Raw genomic sequence first — 17,172 nt, 5'->3', positions numbered from 1 at the left:
CCGGTTTTGATCGGCTTGCGACTTTAGCAACATCAAGGTTGTAAAATATCGCCTCAAGACTGGCCTTACAGTCGAGAGAGTCGAACCACTAGGTGAATTGCCCATGACCGCCACAACCCCCGCACCCACGACCACGCCTGCGTTTTGCGACGGCATTCAATACTTCGGTGCGCCTTGGCCCGAATTTGACACCCTGGGTGCTGCGCCAGCCGTGGATGCGACCACAGGGGCGATCGCCAGTCCGAGCGATCAAGCGGCGGCCTTCCAAACTCTCCTGGCGGCCGATGCCCTGCGCTACCTGATTGTGCAAATGACCGCCAGCAAGGAATCGGGCCACCCCGGCGGCTATGCCAGTTCCGCCGATGTGATGGCGGCGCTGATCATGCTGGGCTACAAGAACTTCACCACGGAAGTGGGTCACCATGCCCCCGGTTTCTATTCCCAGGTATTCTTGGATCGATCGCTCGAAGCCATGGGCATCACAACGGTGCAGCAACTGCGCGATCGTTTCCGGGAAACCCACGGGCTGCTGGGTCACCTGTCGGGACAAATTCCCGGCTTGCTCGCCCCCGCCGGCCCCCTGGGCCAGGGTCAGCACTTCGCCATGGCCGGCGCGAAGCTGTTTCCCGGCACGCTGTTCCCCGTAACGATCGGGGATGGCGGCCTGGGCGAACCCTACATCATGAGCAGCTTTGGCCACTTCAACACCGCCTATCCGCAGGCCACCAACTTCCTGCCGATCCTGATTTGGAACGGCTATAGCCAAGAGCACCACAGCATGGTCTCCACCAAATCCAACGCCGCCATGGAAGCCTACTGGCGCGGCAACGGCTTTGAAGAAGTGGTGTTGCTGGATGCCAAGGCTTTCGACGATGCCGACCAAGCGGGCGATTACGTCGATAGCACCCAGTTCTCCTTTGCCCAGCGGTTGGTTTTTGCCCAAGCGGTGCTGGAAGCCACCGACAAGGCGGCGAAGTTGGCCTTGGGTGGCAAGCTGACGGTGCTGATCATCAAGCAACTGAAGGGGGCGGGTGTCCACAAGCGCGGGGCCCAATCTCACAACCTCTATCCCGGTGACAACCTGGAGCGGGACTATATTGTGGCGGCCCTGAAGGAACGGGCCCTGTCGCCGGAGGCTTGGCAACTGGTGCGGACGAATTTTGAGCGATCGGGCGGTGGCCCCGGCTCCCAAGTGGCCGTCACCGAAAGCGTTCGGCCCCTGGCGGATTTGGGCAAGCTGAACCTGGTGGAATTCCCGGCCGGCGAAAAGAAAGTTTCGACCACGGCCATGGGCGATCTGGTGGTGCAAGTGGGCAAGGCTGACCCGGATTTCATCGTCACCAACGCCGACGGTAACGCCGCCTCGGGCATCAACAACATCAACGTGGGCCTGAAAATTGTTCACCCCACCACCGACCCCACCTATTTCCAACAGCCCGATGGTCAGGTCTACGAACCCCTGAACGAAGATGCCTGCGCCGGGTTGGCCGTGGGTCAAGCGCTGTTTGGGGCGCGATCGCTCTGGTGTTCCTACGAGTCCTTTGCGATCAACGGGCTGCCGATTTGGCAAACCGTCACCCAAGCCATGGCCGAACTGCGCCGCCCCACCCCCGCCACGGTCTGCCTGTTCACGGCGGGTGCGTTGGAGCAGGGCCGCAACGGCTGGACGCACCAACGCCCGGAAATCGAAAACTACTTCGCGGCGATGATGCGCAACGGCAATATCTTCCCGCTGTTCCCCTGCGATGCCAACAGCACCCAGGCTTGTTATGAGTGGGCGCTGGCTCAGGTGAACAAGGGGATCACAATTACGGTCAGCAAGTCGCCGCTGCCGATCGTTTCGACCTTTGAGCAAACGCGCCAAGCCTTGCAGGATGGCGGTTTTGTGTTGCAAGAAACGCCCGGTGAGAAAACGGTGGTCTTGGCGGTGATTGGCGATATGACGCTGACCCCGGCGATCGCGGCGGCGGAACAGTTGGCGGCCCAGGGCATCGGTTCGCGGATTGTGGCGGTGATCAGCCCCCGTCGCCTGTACCGATCGACCGATGTGGCGGTGGAGATGTGCTCGGAGCCGGATGCTCACTTTGTGGATGATGCGACGTTCGATCGGCTCTTTGGCGGTGATGCGTTGTTGGGCGTGACCGGCGGCACGAGTGCGATGCTGGAGCCGATCGTCTTGCGTAGCACGGCCCCGCGCGATGTGTTTGCCTGGAAGCGCGGCGAAACGACGGCTACTGCTGGCCAACTGATGGGTCTGAACGGTCTGACGGCGGAGAACCTGGTAAAACGGGCGATCGCGCTGTTGGGTTAGGGCTGTGACGATCCCAGGGCGATCGTCGTGGTAGAAGTGCTATAAGTGGGGGTATTATCTCGCAGTTGCGGGGTAATACCCCTTGGACTAGAGTTAGACTGTAGCTGATTGATAACACTCTGCTGAAGGAGTTATCCTGCATATACGGTCTAATAAATACCTGGCCCTCCAATCGGAGATGAGGATGTAGTGAAGATATCGTTTAGTAGCTTCAAAAGTAAAAATGATTAAGAAATAATGCACTGTCATACAGTACTGATTGTATACGAGAGGCTTTATTGTGGAGCTGAGATTACCTGAAGTGAATTTGCTGTTGAGTGGTGGGATAGATTCGACAGCCCTAGTTGCTTTTTATATTTCACAAGGATTGCTTGTGAAAGGATTTCACTTTAACTATGGACATCCTAGTAGTGCTGCCGAGAAGCGTGCAGTCAAAAATATTTCATCTTACTATAAAATTCCTGTAACAGAAATTAATTTAGGCTTATCAATAGTTAGTAACAAGGGAGAGTACTACTGCCGAAACGCTATTCTATTATTTTCTGTTGCTAGCCTTTCTTCCTCCAAATCAGCTAGACTCGCTATAGGTATTCATAAAGGTACTCCATACTACGACTCCTCTAAAGCCTTCGTCGATGACATGCAAAGAATTCTCGATGGATATTTTAGTGGTTCTACCCAAATTGAAGCCCCATTTTTAGAGCTTACAAAAAGCGAGATACTAAGTCTCTGTGACGAGTTGAAAGTTCCAGTTGAAATTACCTACAGCTGTGAGCGAAACAGCGACATTCCTTGTGGGGAATGCTCATCCTGTATTGATAGGAGAATATTAAATGAGAGTGAGTGAAATTTGTAAGTCACGACAAATTCTTACAATCAATACATCTACACCCATTATTATTCCGTCTTTTTCAAGTCGCGGCTTTCCTTTCATCGAAGACATTTACAACAACACAAAACGATATCTGAGTAAATCTTCTTTAATAAGTGCCTACGACATTCATTATGGAAACATTTCTCAAGATGATATATACTCTTCAGATATTCTCTTTATTGATAGCGGCGGTTATGAAGCTAAACCTGTTTCAGATTTAACTGAATCATATGTAGATGGGCGTTTATCAAACGGATGGTCAACCGATTATTACGAAGCCGTCCTAGAAAGATTACAGCCTCTTTCCAGACTAGTAATTGTGAATTACGATTACTCAGACCCTCATCCTATTAGCACTCAAGTTAATTTAGCAAAAAAACTTTTCCAAAAATATCCCAATTATGCTGCCAACTTTCTATACAAGCCAGAAGATGGTAAGAGCTTAATTAATTTAGGCACTTTAACTAATAACATTCAATTGATCGAACCATTCTCAATTTTAGGAATTACTGAGAAAGAGTTAGGAGGCTCACTTTTTGAGAGATGCTGCAATCTTCTTCAAATTCGTACTGCACTTCTAGAGATAGGACTGGAAACACCAATTCATATTTTCGGTTGCTTGGATCCTGCTACTATGGTTATTTACTTTTTATGCGGGGCTGATGTTTTTGATGGATTAGCTTGGTTGCGGTACACATTTGATCACGGGTTTGTGGCATATCATTCAACTGCAACCGTTTTGAAGAAACAATGGTGTATTTCTGAAGAGGATTTATTACTTACCCGTTGGATTTCCAACCTTGAGTATCTTGAAGCTTTAACTAGAAGCATGAAAAAGTTCTGTAAAACAGGCTTGATTAATGAATTTTGTCTAGGTCAAAGTCTTCTTACACAAGTGTTGTGTTTGGTTAAACTAACAGGTATTGAGTTTGAGGGAGGAAGCTGATGAGCAGTAGTAGTGGCTCAAGATATACCCCAAAGAGTTCAGAAATTGAGCGACTGATTCAGCAAGTTAGAGATTGCACTGAAGAATCGGTCTACAACAGCCAAGCTAATAGTCTTCTTCAAGAAGTATTAAAAGATTTTAACCAAAGGGATACTTCAAAGAACTGGAATTATATTAATGCCTTAAAAGATGCAATAAATGAGGGAATTGAAGGAACCTTTGATCTAGCTTTTGGTGGCTCGGTTCGCAAGCACACCTACATTAACGGTTTGAGCGATGTTGATTTACTTGTACAAATAAACAATACCTCGTTGGCGCAGGCATCACCACGGGAAGTTTTAAGGCATTTTGAATCTCAAATCAAAGCTGCGTTAAGGAATGTGGATGGCGTTCAGATTTCGTCCGGTAATTTGGCAGTAACAGTGTCTTACCCAGATGGCACTAAACTGCAACTGTTACCCACAATAAGAACAGCTTCAGGGTTCCGAATTGCAAGTTCTAGAGATCCGGGGCAATGGAGCAATGTTGTACGCCCAGCTTCTTTTGCTCGTAAGCTGACCGAAGTAAATCAAGCTAATTCTGGGAAGGTAGTGCCAATTATCAAGCTATTCAAGGGGCTGATGCATGAGTGTGGAGTAGACCTATCAGGTTATCACGCTGAATCGCTTGCTATAAAGGTTTTTGAGAACTATCAGGGTGGTACATCTTATAAAGAAATGTTGATTTTTATGTGCCGTGCCTCTACAGATTTTGTTAAATCACCAATAGCAGATCGTACTGGGCAGTCTTTGCATGTAGATGATTACTTAGGCTCAGCTAATAGTCTCCAGCGGCATCAAGTTTCTAAATCATTATCAAGGTTGGTAGCACAAATGGAGGTAGCTGACACACGACGATCACTAGCAAAATGGCAAGAGTGGTTTGGTGATGAGTAATCCTAACAATCCTCTAGTCGAACAACTCAAAACAATGAGTCGGCGAGCTAATCAGATGGCTACTATGCATAGTAGACTCAGAGACCACTACGATTGGTGGAATTCAACAACAAACATTTTCTTGTTAATCTTTTCAGCTTGTTTACTTGCGATCGCCTTTATTTCTGATGATTTCCTGCAACGTACTACGGGTATTTCACCTGATATCTTTAAGTGGATTAACGGTATTACTGCTACAGCCAATTTCTCGGTCAGTCTTGTGCTCCTCGCTTGGCAACCTGCTGAAAAAGCTGCGGCACATGCTCAGGCAGTAAATCACTATGCAAAGATGAGGTATGAAATTAAGCGATTGGAAGCCAAGTCAACCCAACTAACTGAAGATAAGGTTAGTACGCTAGAGGAGGCTTATTTCAACACACGTGACCTGCCTGGAATATCAGAGAGACAATTTCTTCCTCTGAAACAGTGGCATTTGTTTAAAATAGCCATCAGTAAGGAAATTGATGCAAATCCATATGTACCTTTGTGGTTCTTACGATTGAAGATCTTACTGAAAAGCAATAGAAGGCCCCCCAGTCAACCTTAGCCCCAGCTAGTTGGCACTAACAACGATCAGCTTTCAAATTTCATATTCTCTGCCAACATGTTGCAAAATAAAGTTCCTTGCTCGATAGCGTCATCCAAGGCAACGTGACTGTGTGAAATAGTAGAAATCCAACGTTTCGGCATATTTCGTTTGGCAGCTTGTGAATACTCTGTTTTAAGTATGGCCATTGCGTAAGTCTTGATATCTAATGCTGAATGAGAGAATGGGCTTTCGCCGGTGAATCGAATCAAATACCAGTACACAAATAAAAAATCAAACCCGGCGGGGTAAGCCACAAATACTGGGTTTTCAGGTAATGACTTCAACCAAGCCAGATAACTCTGCATAGCATTTGAAGGCTCTTGAGGGTCGATCTGAGTTGCTTGCCAAGCATCAGGTTGGCTTTGCCACCATTCCATTGTTTTAGGATCGGCGCTTCCGTCGGAAAGAGGTTTAAGGTTAATAGCGAAAGTTCCAACCAGGGTTTTATCTTTCAAGTAGGCAGCAGATGCAAGGCTAAGCATTGAGTTCGGCCCAGGGATAGGACCGTTAGTTTCAATATCGGTACTGACATAAACTTCAGTCATGATTGTTTAGACAAATAGTCAAGCTGCTTCTTAATTATGATCTATTTACTGACATCAGTCCAAAACCATTTTCATATGTGCTTAGTAATCAAGGTAAGGGCTGTATCTTGCCGTGGATGATGCACAGCGTTCGATCGCCCCTCTGGCAGTGATACGTTGTCGGGCGTGACCGGCGGCACGATCTCCACGTTGGAGTCGATCGTCTGATGGGCCTCAACGGTCTGACGGCGGAGAAACTGGTGAAACGGGCGATCATTGCAGCCGAATGAATCGTTAGCCGTCTTAAACTTCAGCCTCGCCCCCCTGTCGCCCTCAAAAAAATGCTTGAATTAAGCGATAAGCTCAAACCATCCTGATAAGCCACTGTAAGATCATTTGTCCTTGTATGGCGATGGCAAACCTACCCCACTTCATTCAATATCAAGGCAGCAAAAGGAAGCTAGCAAAACACATCCTCCAGTTCTTTCCCAAAAAACTCAATAGGCTAGTAGAGCCTTTTGCTGGAACTGCTGCAATTAGTGTTGCTACGTCCGCAAGTCAGATCACCCAGAGTTTTTGGTTAAATGATCTGAACCATCCGCTGATCAAGCTCCTAGAACTAGCTGTAGAAAAACCAGACGAAATAGCCGATTTTTACTTAGAGCTATGGAATCAACAACATCCCAATTCTGTAGACCATTACTTTGAAGTCAGATCAAAATTCAATGAGACTAACGATCCAAAACTACTTCTTTATCTACTAGCAAGATGCGTTAAAGGGTCAGTTCGCTACAATTCCGAAGGATTGTTTAACCAAAGTCCGGACAAAAGACGCAAAGGAACACGACCCGAAACAATGAGAAAAAACATAGTTGGTGTTTCTAGTTTGCTCAAAAGCAAATGTAAGTTTACCAATTTGGATTACCGAGAAGTATTAGAGCAAATCCAGGAAGATGATTTTATCTATATGGATCCTCCATACCAAGGTGTCTGCGGAAATAGAGATTCAAGATATTTGTCTGGAATAGATTTCGATGATTTTGTGTTGGTGCTTGAACAATTAAATCGCAAAGGATCTGCATTTATCATCAGTTACGACGGTAAATTGGGTGATAAGGCGTTTGGCAAAGTTCTTCCTAAGCGCTTAAACCTTGAAAAAATCGAAATCGAAGTTGGCAGATCTTCGCAGTCTACCTTACTAGGCAAAGCAGAAAATACAATTGAGTCGCTGTACTTGTCGCCAAGTTTATCCAAAAACTTAATGAATACTAAAATCTGTGATTTTAGCTATATTGACCAGCAACCAAAGCAGCTAACCCTCTTGGAAACGCATGGAGAATTCGCAGCAGCCACCCGATAACTTCCTGGAACTTTGCCGTTCTGTAACAGCAAAGAGACCGAAAGCAGTCATTGACCACATCTTGCAACACGGATTTATTACAACTGAGGAATTAAAAGAAACTTACGGTTATAACCATCCCCCAAGAGCAGCTAGAGATGTCAGAGAAAACGGTATCCCGTTAGAAACTTTTCGTGTTACTGGAAGCGATGGCAGAAAAATAGCTGCATATCGATTTGGAGATATTAGCAAGGCAAGATTCACTCGCCTTTCTGGCAGAACAGGTTTATCCAAGCAGATTAAAGAGGCGCTGATTAGCAGATATGGATGCAGGTGTTTTATTTATCTTGAAGAGGTCAATCAACGCGAATTACAAATTGATCATCGTGTCCCTTTTGAAGTTGCTGGTGAGCCGGATCTAGCCCCAGAAAATTTCATGTTGCTTTGTGGCTCAGCTAACCGGGCTAAGTCGTGGTCATGCGAACATTGCGAAAACTGGAACAGCATTAAGGATAAATCTATTTGTCTATCCTGCTACTGGGCTTATCCAGAAAGCTATGAGCATATTGCAATGCGGCAGATCAGAAGAATAGATCTGCTTTGGGAAGGAGATGACATTGAGATTTATGAAAGACTCAAGCAAAGGGCTGTCAGCCTAGAAAAGGAACTACCTGAGTTGGTCAAAGAGATTATTGAGCGTGAGCTTGAGCGCAGTGGCGACGGCTAACACTGCTTTCGTTCAGATGTAACAGAGGCTATTGATGAGTGTTCAAGGTTATCTGCCGTCGCACAGCTTCACCGTTATTTTGCTATGGATGATGTGCACAAGGTTCGATCGCCCCTTTGGTGGTGATCCGTTGTTGGGCGTGACCGGCGGCACGAATGCGATGCTGAAGCCGATCGTCTGATAAGCCTCAATGGTCTGACGGCGGAGAAGCTGGTGAAACGGGCGATCGCGCTGTTGGGTTAGAGCTGTGGTGTTGCTAGGGCGATCGTTGCGGTAGAAGTTCTATAAGTGGGGGTATTATCTCGTAACTGCGGGATAATACCCTTCATACTGAAATTACACTGCAACTGCTTGATAACGCTCTGCTGAAAGAGTCATCCCGCAGCTGCGGTCTAATAAATAATTAGGTGTCATTCGCACGTCTCTATGAATTCCAAGCACCAACAGTTGGTTGAGGTTCTCCGAGAGGTGCGCCAGTTCCTTTCGCGGCCCGACAATAACTTTGATTGGTCTTCATGGAAGGATGCACCGGCAGCACTTCGAGAGATTGACAGCATTGTTGCTCGCATTGACTCTGGCGACATACCCAAGCGTTCCGACATTGAGCTTTTGTTTCTTCCCACCGGCCCAATCCAGGAGGTCAGTGTGAGCAGTGGTTGGGGGCAGGAGTTCTGCGAGTTTGCCAGCCGTTTCGACACCGCGATTGCGAGAGCCTACGGTGAAGACGTTTTCGCGTAGTTAGGGCGATTCTTACCGGAGAGTTGGAGGCCGAAGTGAGGAAGTTACAAACCATGACACCTAGTTTGCAATCGTTACGCCCCGTGCGCCGGGTCGCTGAGCCTGGGTCGTTATCTTGCTATGGATAATGCGACGTTCGATCGCCTCTTCGGCAGTGATGCGTTGTTGATCGTGACCAGCGTTACGAGTGCAATGCTGAAGCCGATCGTCTGATGAGCCTCAACGGTCTGGCGGCTGAGAACCTGGCGAAACGGGCGATCGCGCTGTTGGGCTGGGGCTGTGGTGTTGCTGGGGCGATCGGTAAGGTTATAGACGTGTCTGGCAGACCCCTTGTCAGTCGTCAAGGTTAATAGCTCGAAGATGGAAGGTTGTTAGCATATCTGTAGCACTGGGAATGAGGCAGAAAATTGGATTACACCGTTAGTGACCGACAGCAGTATGAACCAATTCTGAGAGATTTTGTTGGGAAAACTTGCTCCCACTCGATCGCTTGTAATTCAATCAAAATCAGGTTTGAAGCAAGAGGCCAGTTAAAGAGGCAAGGTTATATTTGGATTGACCCACCTTGGTCATTCATGCAGCATGGAGAACTGATTACAGATGCCTCCTTCTGCCCACATTATGAAGATATTGATTACAATCCAAGATTCAAAGAATGGTGCAATCTATTTCATCCGTTAAATCAAAGCGTATTCACAGGGTATGAATTTTTGGAAGATAGCAGTCTCAATTTGTTTTTTCATGATTCTTACCAGATTCATATTCCAAAGTATGAGGACTATCCAGATGATGAGGATTTAGAACTGTGGTACGTACAGTGGTACGCAAACCCATTTCAAGAAGAGGAAACTAGTTGATAAGTACCAGCAGTGGAACAAACCTGTTAGAGCAAACTGAAAAAGTTGATTCGGTATTACAGCAACGAAAAAAACCGATAGAATGGGCGATCGCGATTGAGCACCAAAACCGAAATTTTGATTCATGAAATCCGACTTTCGCGTGGATTCTCTGTGCAATGTCGGATAATTTTGGCGGGGACACCGCCCACAATGTAACGATCGGGCACGTCTTTGGTGACCACCGCACCAGAGGCAACCACCACGTTATTGCCGATCGCTACGCCGGGGTTGATAATCGCGCCACCACCAATCCAAACGTTATTGCCGATCGAGATCGGCTTGCCAAATTCCTGACCCGATCGCCGCAAATCCGGGTCGATCGGGTGGGTTGCCGTTAAAATGCTGACCCGAGGGCCAATTAGGCAATAATCGCCAATTTGCACTTCACAAACATCCAGAATGATGAGATCAAAATTGGCATAGAAATGATTGCCCAAATGGATATTATAGCCGTAGTCACATTTAAAATTCGGTTCAATATAAATTTCCGGTGGCGCTGTGCCTAAAAGATCGCGCAAAATGCTGAACCTTAGGTTGGGTTCTTCCTCGGTGGTGGCATTATAGCGACGGCAAAGTTGGCGGGCCCGGGCCCGTTCTTGGATGAGTTGGGAGTCGGAGGCTAGGTATAGTTGCCCTGCGATCATTTTGCTTTTTTCGCTATGTTCTTCGGCAAAATTAGCCATTATCAGCCTCCCAGAATCGACCTTCATCAAAATCAAAATCCCAGGAGCGATTCACGAGTCATTGATCATCTCCTGGGGTTCTATGCAATCTGTACAGTGGTGGGATTAATCAAAACAAGCCGATCGGCTCGCTCTGAAATGTCTTTTGATTCGATCGAGCTTTGCCCATTTCAGTGTTGAATCGATCGAGAAACCTGGGCTTAATCGGTGTACGTATAGGTTTCCCCACCGCAAATTGTGCCTGAACTGACCGAATCTGAGCCATCAGCAAAGCGAGCCATGAAGTCATAGGTACAATCTTCACGGCCATCATCAATAGTGATGTCAACGGACTCGCCAGGGTTCAATACATCAACCCCCAAAATGTCCTCTTCCCAAGAACTGGTGCTGGGGGGCGAAGCATAGAAATGCGTCATGGTTGAGCTAGTGCCATTCACCAACGTGAAAGTCACTGACTCTGTGTCCGCTTTGGCCATGGCTGCCGACAGGGCCACCATCGGGACTGCAATAGTGGCCGCCAAGGCCGATTTCAAGGTCGATCGCATTGTCCATTGAGTCATATAAAATCTCTCAAGTTCTCAGAGGTGACGTGGAGAAATGGTCAAAAACCGAGGTTAAAAAATATTGGCTAGAAAACATTTCTCAGCCAACGATTTTAGTCTTGAATCGCAGCCAGCAGCAATTCCTCGATCGGGCGATCGCCAAAGGTACTGGCAGGGAACGTATCAACCACATCGAATTTGGCTCCCAACCCCATTAATTCATCATCCAAAAACTTTAAGAAGTTGGTTGCGCTCGGATCGTTCCCCACTTGAACAAAGCTAATGGCTAACTGTTCATCAACGGACATCTTTTTGGTGGCCGCGACGATCGCTTGGGCCGCGGCGGCTTTGTCATCGGGCTGACCATCGGTAATCACCAATAGGGTTAAGGGGACTTCCGCTTGCCATTTCTTTAGCAAAACTTCATTCAAAAGCCCTGCTAAGTTGGTGGAACCAAAGGGTTCATTTTGGCTAAAAATTTCGGCCACCGTCACCGCCGTTGCATTGCCAAATTCACGAATTTTGCTGGCAAAGGTGTAGACCTCAATTCCATCTGGATCTAGTTTTTCCACCGCTTGGGCCAGCCCAAAAGCCGCTTCAGCAACGGCGGCCCAGCGGGTTTGCCCATTGGGAAGGGTCATGCCCATGGAGCTGGAAGCGTCAATCGCCAAAATGTAATCACGCTTGAGGCTAATCATGTCTCAATTTGATAGAAAAAAGGTGGTTAAACGATCAGAGCGTCTAGAGAAGTGATGCAACTAGTGCCCATGGTTTTCAGGAAATTGGTCGCTGAATCATGACCCATTCGCTGATCGTTTTCACTGATCGTTGATGCTTGAACATTGCGCCCATTGATTTCTCTTAATCTTGGATGGCGGCAAGCAGAATTTCTTCAATTGATCGATTGCCAAATTCACTAGCGGAAAAGGTATCGACCACATCGAATTTAGCGCCCAATCCCATTAACTCGTCATCCAGGAATTTCAAGAAATTGGTTGCACCCGGATCATCGCCAATTTGGACAAAGGTAATCGCTAGTTGCTCGTCCGATTGCATTTTTTTGGTGGCAGCCACCAGGGATTGGGCGGCAGCAGCTTTGTCGTCTGGTTGCCCGTCCGTGACGATAATCAAGGTGGTGGGCACTTCGGGAACCCACTTTTGCAGCAACACCAAGTTCAACAGTCCAGCCAGGTTGGTTGACCCAAATGGGCGATTTTGGCTAAACAAATTGGCAACGGTTTGAGCGTTGGCGTTGCCATGTTCCTTGACCCCAGAGGCAAAGGTATAAACCTGGATGCCATCGGGATCAAATTGCTCGATCGCCTGGGCCAGTCCAAAGGCTGCTTCGGCAACGGCGGCCCAACGGGTTTGACCGTTCGGCATCTGAATACCCATGGAGCTGGAAGCGTCCACGGCCAAAATATAGTCTCGGGTTAGGTCAGTCATGGTTTTACACAGGCAATTACTTTCCAATATCCTAGATACCGCTAATTCACCCTCATTGATCCCAATTTGCCCTATTGAATTAATGCTGCTTGAATTTTTTGGATCAATCTTTCGGATTAATCTTTTGGATCAACCTCTTGAATCGATCTTTTGGATCAACCTCAGATTGCATCCTAGGTATCAATGCTGGCTAACGGCGAAATCGGGCGAGATTTGGCAAGATTTGGATTAACCCAATCTCTGGTGGCTCAATGCTAGCTAGATATCTGTGCCAGGTTGATTGTTAGGTAGCGGATTGTTGGGCAATGAATCGCTAGGGGCTGGATTGTTGAGGGTGGATGGTGAATTGGCGGGGCGATCGGGCGCGGCGGGGCTGGCGGCGGGGCTGGGTGACTCCAGCGGTGTGACCCATTGGAAGTCGATCGCGATTTTTTGGTCACCCACCTTCACTTGGGTCACTTCAATTTCTCGGGTTCCGGCGGCCAGGCGCTGAAAACTATCCGCCAAAAGCTGATTCACGGTGATGATTCGAGGGTCAGCCAAGGTGATACAGGGGGAATCCACGCGGGCAATTTTGGCTTCAAGCAGTTGCCGGGAGCTGGCTTGCAACACAAAATCGAGGCTCCCCGGTTCTAGGCGCTTGTCGGGACAAACGAATTTGCCAAAGGCGCGCACCTGTCCCTCTTGAATTTCAAAGCGATCGATGGTTTCCACAAAGGAAGCGGGATCGCCTTTGAAGCTGATGGGGCTTTGGTTCAGCAGGGTTTCGGAAATTTCGTAGCCGCTGTTCACCACCAAGTTGCCGTTTTGGATGTCGGCTTTGAAGCTGAATCCACAGCCCACCAAGGGCAACAGCAGGGCGATCGCCCCGAGGGTGGGAACGCCGGGCCGTGGCTGGAAACGGACTTGCGATAATCGAGATTGCCTAGCCGATCGATTCACGGCGATCGCCCCTCCCTCTGGGCTGGTTGCGGTGCGGAATGCTGGAGAATGGCTGTTGATCAGCCTGTTCGGTTCCCAACCTAGCGCGATCGCCCTAGGCAGCATCCACACCGGGAACCCGTACCGCATTCATCGGAAATCCGCTGGGGGGTTGATTTTGCCCTGAACAAACTGCCCGATCGCCTCCCTAGGGTTGGGGCGACAGATAGGGCGAGGCGATCGGGGCTTGGCGTTTTTGCCAAACCAAGGCTTGATAGAGCGCCACGGCCACATCCGCGCGGGTTGCTGGCCGCTGGGCATCCAGGCGATCGCGCAAGGGATAGTAAGTGACGAGGTTGCTTTGGCTGGCGGCGGCCACCTTGGGCTGGGCCCAGCGGGCCAGGGCCAAGCCGTCGCTGTAACGCTCCAGTTGTCGTTGGCGATCGGGCGGTTCCGGCAGCGGCAAATTCAGCCCAGAGGCGAGGGTGATATAGAGTTCAAGGCGAGAAATGGGTTGGTCGGGGGCGAATTGTCCATTGGGATAACCGCGCATCAGCCCTAACACAACGGTTCGATCGACAGCGGATTTTGCCCAATGGTCGGCAGCCAAATCCGGGAAGGGTAGGGGCGATCGCACCGTGGGCCCCGCCCAGGCATCTCGCAAAATGGCCGCCAATTCAGCCCGGGTCACCGGTTGATCGGGCTTGAAGGAGCCATCCTCAAACCCGGCAATAATTTTGTCTTTCCGCAGTTTTTCAATGAAGGGATAGGCCCAATGTTGCCCGTCCACATCCTTAAAGGGCGCGGCCACTGGCTCCGAGGCGGCTGGCTCAAGGGCTGGGGCAACAGACGGCGCAGGGGCGATCGGCTGGGCTGGGGCGGCGGGGATGGGCGCAGGAGCCGCAGGAGCTAGGGTTTGGCTAGCCACCGGGGGAGCCGTGGGGGAGGCGGCTGGGGCCTTGGCGGGCGCGTCGGGTTGGGGCGAAGGGGCGATCGCCCTCGTGGGTTCTTTGCCTGTGCCCTCAGGCGCTTCAGGGGCAATGGGGCGCGATCGCAGCAAGCCCTGCCAACCCACTGGGATTGATTGACGACTGGCAAACCACCAGAACAATCCCCCAAAGATTAGCAGGGCCACTAAGACCGCAATCCATTCGTCATTAGTCTCGCGGGCCGATCGCGATCGATCCTCGGGCAAGGGCCCATCCGGCAATTGAGACACGCACCACCTCCAAACTCAGACCATGGCCGGGGTTCTCATCAACTCGCACCGGAGGCACGAGGTAACCCCGGGGCTTAACCGTTCCCGGCCCCTTGAGGTTCGGTGGCGGCTAAGTCTCCGGACAGCCTAGCAAATGGCCCGCTGGGAGGCAAAATCAGGGCGCGATCGCAGCTGCGCTCCTAGGAGTCCCGCAAGTCCAAGGACTGATGGCGACGCTGACGGCTCATTTCATAGAGCGCCATGCCCGCCGCCACCGAAGCATTCAGGCTGGGCGTGTGGCCGCTCATGGGAATCGACATCAACACATCGCAGGTTTTTTGCACCAACAGGCTCAGGCCATCGCCCTCTGCGCCAATCACCAGCACGATCGGGCCCGTGAGGTCTACCTTGTCGATCGGTTCGCTGCCCTCAGCGGCCAAACCATGGATCCAGAAGCCAGCGGCCTTCAGGGTTTCCAGGGCTTGAACCAAGTTGCCCACCCGCGCGATGTTCAGGTGTTCGATCGCGCCGGCCGCCACCTTCACCACCGTGGAAGTTACGCCCACGGCCCGCCGTTGGGGAATGATGATACCCTTTGCGCCCAAGGCTTCGGCACTGCGGGCGATCGCCCCTAAATTGTGCGGATCCGTCACCCCATCAACTGCCACCAACACGGCGCGATCGGTGGCCGCCTTGGCCTTTTCAATCACATCCGCCAAGTCCAAGTAATCGTAGGCCGCCGCCTGGGCTGCCACACCCTGGTGATTGCCCCCATCCGTCAGCCGCGCCAGTTGGCTATAGGTGGCTTCATCGATGATTGTGCCGTTGGTCTTAGCCGTTTGCAGCAGCCCCATGAACCGGGAATCGTAGCGCAACTGGGGCACGATCCAGAGTTTGTGCAGGGTGCGCTCGCTCTCTAGGGCTGCCAACACCGAATGACGGCCGTAGATGATGTCATTGTTGGTTTCGGCTTCGCCCGTGGTTGGGTTGCCATTTTGGGTATTGCCATCAAAGGCATGGGCAGCGCGATCGCGCCCGCCGAAGTCCCGGCCTTGGCCATCCCGGTGTTGCTCGCGGAACCCATCCCGGCGGCCGCCAAACTTGCCCCCTTCGGGACGGCGACTGAAGGCCGGGCGATCACCCCCACGATCGAACCGAGGAGACCGATCCCCCCGTTCACCGCGATCGCTTCGTTCACCCCGATCGCCCCGGGGTGAGCCATAGTCACCATCCCGACGCTCATCCCGGTTCCGCTCCGGCCGGTCAGGGCGATCGGGTCGATCTCCAAAGGGCCGACTGAACTTGCCTTGACCCTTGCCAAATTTCTTGCCCCGGAAGTCTGAACCCTCGCCACCGCGCGAGTCCCGGTTCTCTTCCCGGTTCCAATCGCCCCGAGGGCTAAAGGGTCGATCTCCCCCACGGTTCGGGCGATCGCCATCCCGGCCACGGCGCTCAAAGGACTGGCCGCCCTGACCGCCACCAAAAGGCTTGCGGCCAAAGGATTTACCGCCAAAGTCCCGGGACTCGCCGTCACGCTGGCCGGAGCCATAGCCCCGCGATCCTTGCGATCGATCCTGGGATCCCTGCGATCCCTGGGAGCCATAGCCCGATCGCCCCTGGGAACCATAACCCGATCGACCTTGGGAGCCATAGCCCGATCGCTGGCCGCCGTAGTCCTTCTTTTCCTTGCCAAAGTCCCGGTCTTTGCCAAAATCCCGGCGCTCGCCCCCGTCATAGTTGCGGCGTTCCCGGTCTTCCCCGGAGAACCCAAAATCATCCGTGCGATCGCGCCGTCCCTCGTAACGCCCCTTCGAGCCTTCTCCCCCTTGGGAACCTTGATACCGTCCCTTGCCCTGAAACTGTCCGCCCTTAACCGGTTTCCCCGGACGCTCAAACTTGCTGGATTGACCGGCTTGGCCTGCTGAATTGCCGGTACGACCCTTACGATACGAAAAATCAGTCATGATGAAGAGTTGCGATCTAAAGTCGCATGAGAGGAAACAGACGGCGACAAATCCAACCGGGCCAACAACTCGGTCAGTCGGGACGGCTGGGTTAGGTAGAGATAACCCACCAAGGTTTCAAAGGCCGTGGCGGCCTGGTATATTCCACCCGCGAGCCGTTTTGGACGCTTATCAGTGGCATTGCGACCGCGCCGAACTATCTCACGTTCAGCCTCGGTCAGGTGGGGCAGCAGCGCCTCTAGATGGCGGGCTTGGGTTTCAGCGCGAACTTGGGCAACCACGCGATCGTGATAGGTGCGGGTGCGTGATTGCGGCAAGAGGTAATAGCAGCGGATGTAAAGTTCGTAAACGGAGTCGCCTAAATAGGCCAAGGCAGCCGGCGACAGACGTTGAATTTCGGCTGCGGGAATTGACGAACTGAGGGGGAGGGGCGATCGCAAGGCCGCGGCGGCTAGCCAGCCTGCTTCGACACTCGGAGAATCCGTCGCGATCGCCGG

The 17,172-nt window shown here is 50.9% G+C and carries 20 protein-coding genes; 11 read left to right on the top strand and 9 right to left on the bottom strand.

Annotated elements, in window-relative coordinates; all coding sequences use genetic code 11:
• Nucleotides 1–103: 103 nt before the first annotated feature.
• The 5 genes from H6G52_RS16595 to H6G52_RS16575 all read left to right on the top strand — a co-directional run bounded on the left by H6G52_RS16595 (nucleotide 104) and on the right by H6G52_RS16575 (nucleotide 5,652).
• On the top strand, nucleotides 104–2,311 hold the full coding sequence (locus tag H6G52_RS16595) for a phosphoketolase (protein WP_190529756.1): 2,208 nt from the start codon (nucleotides 104–106) through the stop codon (nucleotides 2,309–2,311).
• A 301-nt stretch (nucleotides 2,312–2,612) separates the two neighbouring features.
• Nucleotides 2,613–3,158, top strand: a complete 546-nt coding sequence (locus H6G52_RS16590; protein ID WP_370567730.1) for a 7-cyano-7-deazaguanine synthase — start codon at nucleotides 2,613–2,615, stop codon at nucleotides 3,156–3,158.
• On the top strand, nucleotides 3,145–4,131 hold the full coding sequence (locus tag H6G52_RS16585; RefSeq protein ID WP_190529752.1) for a hypothetical protein: 987 nt from the start codon (nucleotides 3,145–3,147) through the stop codon (nucleotides 4,129–4,131). The genes H6G52_RS16590 and H6G52_RS16585 overlap by 14 nt, the downstream gene beginning before the upstream one ends.
• Entirely contained in the window at nucleotides 4,131–5,066 is a 936-nt protein-coding gene (locus H6G52_RS16580) for a CBASS oligonucleotide cyclase (protein ID WP_190529751.1), read from the top strand. The genes H6G52_RS16585 and H6G52_RS16580 overlap by 1 nt, the downstream gene beginning before the upstream one ends.
• Entirely contained in the window at nucleotides 5,059–5,652 is a 594-nt protein-coding gene (locus tag H6G52_RS16575; RefSeq protein ID WP_190529749.1) for a hypothetical protein, read from the top strand. The genes H6G52_RS16580 and H6G52_RS16575 overlap by 8 nt, the downstream gene beginning before the upstream one ends.
• A 26-nt stretch (nucleotides 5,653–5,678) precedes the next feature.
• On the opposite strand, the gene H6G52_RS16570 is transcribed toward H6G52_RS16575, so the two are convergent.
• Nucleotides 5,679–6,239 (bottom strand): 3'-5' exoribonuclease domain-containing protein, encoded by a 561-nt coding sequence (locus H6G52_RS16570; RefSeq protein WP_190529747.1) that lies wholly within the window; start codon nucleotides 6,237–6,239, stop codon nucleotides 5,679–5,681.
• A gap of 391 nt (nucleotides 6,240–6,630) precedes the next feature.
• Here H6G52_RS16570 and H6G52_RS16565 point away from each other — a divergent pair, with 391 nt between their 5' ends.
• From H6G52_RS16565 to H6G52_RS16540, 6 genes are all read left to right on the top strand, one after another.
• Complete coding sequence (locus H6G52_RS16565) at nucleotides 6,631–7,578, top strand: DNA adenine methylase (RefSeq protein ID WP_190529745.1); 948 nt, start codon at nucleotides 6,631–6,633, stop codon at nucleotides 7,576–7,578.
• A complete protein-coding gene (locus H6G52_RS16560; RefSeq protein ID WP_190529743.1) occupies nucleotides 7,550–8,284 on the top strand; it encodes an HNH endonuclease in 735 nt (244 codons plus the stop codon). Before H6G52_RS16565 ends, H6G52_RS16560 begins: the two co-directional genes overlap by 29 nt.
• Before the next feature lie 34 nt (nucleotides 8,285–8,318).
• Nucleotides 8,319–8,465: a hypothetical protein gene (locus H6G52_RS16555; protein ID WP_190529741.1), complete on the top strand. Its 147-nt coding sequence runs from the start codon at nucleotides 8,319–8,321 to the stop codon at nucleotides 8,463–8,465.
• Nucleotides 8,466–8,710: 245 nt separating this feature from the next.
• Entirely contained in the window at nucleotides 8,711–9,022 is a 312-nt protein-coding gene (locus H6G52_RS16550; protein ID WP_190529739.1) for a hypothetical protein, read from the top strand.
• 212 nt (nucleotides 9,023–9,234) lie between these two features.
• Nucleotides 9,235–9,372 (top strand): hypothetical protein, encoded by a 138-nt coding sequence (locus H6G52_RS16545; RefSeq protein WP_190529737.1) that lies wholly within the window; start codon nucleotides 9,235–9,237, stop codon nucleotides 9,370–9,372.
• Between the two features lie 57 nt (nucleotides 9,373–9,429).
• Nucleotides 9,430–9,879 (top strand): hypothetical protein, encoded by a 450-nt coding sequence (locus H6G52_RS16540; protein ID WP_190529734.1) that lies wholly within the window; start codon nucleotides 9,430–9,432, stop codon nucleotides 9,877–9,879.
• A gap of 122 nt (nucleotides 9,880–10,001) precedes the next feature.
• Here H6G52_RS16540 and H6G52_RS16535 read toward each other — a convergent pair whose 3' ends face one another.
• The 8 genes from H6G52_RS16535 to H6G52_RS16500 form a co-directional block, all read right to left on the bottom strand.
• Nucleotides 10,002–10,604 carry a sugar O-acetyltransferase gene (locus H6G52_RS16535; protein ID WP_190529732.1) on the bottom strand — a complete coding sequence of 201 codons (603 nt, stop codon included), beginning with the start codon at nucleotides 10,602–10,604 and terminating at the stop codon, nucleotides 10,002–10,004.
• Nucleotides 10,605–10,804: 200 nt separating this feature from the next.
• Nucleotides 10,805–11,164, bottom strand: coding sequence for a hypothetical protein (locus tag H6G52_RS16530; protein ID WP_190355961.1), 360 nt, complete (start codon nucleotides 11,162–11,164; stop codon nucleotides 10,805–10,807).
• A 95-nt stretch (nucleotides 11,165–11,259) separates the two neighbouring features.
• Nucleotides 11,260–11,844 carry a hypothetical protein gene (locus tag H6G52_RS16525; protein ID WP_190529730.1) on the bottom strand — a complete coding sequence of 195 codons (585 nt, stop codon included), beginning with the start codon at nucleotides 11,842–11,844 and terminating at the stop codon, nucleotides 11,260–11,262.
• Nucleotides 11,845–12,007: 163 nt separating this feature from the next.
• Nucleotides 12,008–12,592, bottom strand: a complete 585-nt coding sequence (locus H6G52_RS16520) for a hypothetical protein (protein WP_190529728.1) — start codon at nucleotides 12,590–12,592, stop codon at nucleotides 12,008–12,010.
• 258 nt (nucleotides 12,593–12,850) lie between these two features.
• On the bottom strand, nucleotides 12,851–13,663 hold the full coding sequence (locus H6G52_RS16515) for a hypothetical protein (RefSeq protein ID WP_190529726.1): 813 nt from the start codon (nucleotides 13,661–13,663) through the stop codon (nucleotides 12,851–12,853).
• A 58-nt stretch (nucleotides 13,664–13,721) separates the two neighbouring features.
• Nucleotides 13,722–14,732 carry an S-layer homology domain-containing protein gene (locus tag H6G52_RS16510; RefSeq protein WP_190529724.1) on the bottom strand — a complete coding sequence of 337 codons (1,011 nt, stop codon included), beginning with the start codon at nucleotides 14,730–14,732 and terminating at the stop codon, nucleotides 13,722–13,724.
• 179 nt (nucleotides 14,733–14,911) lie between these two features.
• Entirely contained in the window at nucleotides 14,912–16,675 is a 1,764-nt protein-coding gene (gene rlmB, locus H6G52_RS16505; protein ID WP_190529722.1) for a 23S rRNA (guanosine(2251)-2'-O)-methyltransferase RlmB, read from the bottom strand.
• A complete protein-coding gene (locus tag H6G52_RS16500) occupies nucleotides 16,672–17,115 on the bottom strand; it encodes a Mini-ribonuclease 3 (RefSeq protein WP_199291639.1) in 444 nt (147 codons plus the stop codon). The genes rlmB and H6G52_RS16500 overlap by 4 nt, the downstream gene beginning before the upstream one ends.
• Between the last annotated feature and the right edge of the window lie 57 nt (nucleotides 17,116–17,172).

Origin of the sequence: Limnothrix sp. FACHB-881, from assembly GCF_014698135.1 — a bacterium.
Lineage (GTDB): Bacteria > Cyanobacteriota > Cyanobacteriia > CACIAM-69d > CACIAM-69d > CACIAM-69d.
Note: the sequence above shows the minus strand (reverse complement) of the source record. Positions and strands in the feature narration are given on the sequence as shown.

Coding starts and splice junctions, on each gene's coding strand:
- H6G52_RS16595 (WP_190529756.1), top strand. CDS start 104: ATGACCGCCACAACCCCCGCACCCACGACCACGCCTGCGTTTTGCGAC.
- H6G52_RS16585 (WP_190529752.1), top strand. CDS start 3,145: ATGAGAGTGAGTGAAATTTGTAAGTCACGACAAATTCTTACAATCAAT.
- H6G52_RS16580 (WP_190529751.1), top strand. CDS start 4,131: ATGAGCAGTAGTAGTGGCTCAAGATATACCCCAAAGAGTTCAGAAATT.
- H6G52_RS16575 (WP_190529749.1), top strand. CDS start 5,059: ATGAGTAATCCTAACAATCCTCTAGTCGAACAACTCAAAACAATGAGT.
- H6G52_RS16570 (WP_190529747.1), bottom strand. CDS start 6,239: ATGACTGAAGTTTATGTCAGTACCGATATTGAAACTAACGGTCCTATC.
- H6G52_RS16565 (WP_190529745.1), top strand. CDS start 6,631: ATGGCAAACCTACCCCACTTCATTCAATATCAAGGCAGCAAAAGGAAG.
- H6G52_RS16560 (WP_190529743.1), top strand. CDS start 7,550: ATGGAGAATTCGCAGCAGCCACCCGATAACTTCCTGGAACTTTGCCGT.
- H6G52_RS16555 (WP_190529741.1), top strand. CDS start 8,319: ATGAGTGTTCAAGGTTATCTGCCGTCGCACAGCTTCACCGTTATTTTG.
- H6G52_RS16550 (WP_190529739.1), top strand. CDS start 8,711: ATGAATTCCAAGCACCAACAGTTGGTTGAGGTTCTCCGAGAGGTGCGC.
- H6G52_RS16545 (WP_190529737.1), top strand. CDS start 9,235: ATGAGCCTCAACGGTCTGGCGGCTGAGAACCTGGCGAAACGGGCGATC.
- H6G52_RS16535 (WP_190529732.1), bottom strand. CDS start 10,604: ATGGCTAATTTTGCCGAAGAACATAGCGAAAAAAGCAAAATGATCGCA.
- H6G52_RS16530 (WP_190355961.1), bottom strand. CDS start 11,164: ATGACTCAATGGACAATGCGATCGACCTTGAAATCGGCCTTGGCGGCC.
- H6G52_RS16525 (WP_190529730.1), bottom strand. CDS start 11,844: ATGATTAGCCTCAAGCGTGATTACATTTTGGCGATTGACGCTTCCAGC.
- H6G52_RS16520 (WP_190529728.1), bottom strand. CDS start 12,592: ATGACTGACCTAACCCGAGACTATATTTTGGCCGTGGACGCTTCCAGC.
- H6G52_RS16515 (WP_190529726.1), bottom strand. CDS start 13,663: ATGCGGTACGGGTTCCCGGTGTGGATGCTGCCTAGGGCGATCGCGCTA.
- rlmB (WP_190529722.1), bottom strand. CDS start 16,675: ATGACTGATTTTTCGTATCGTAAGGGTCGTACCGGCAATTCAGCAGGC.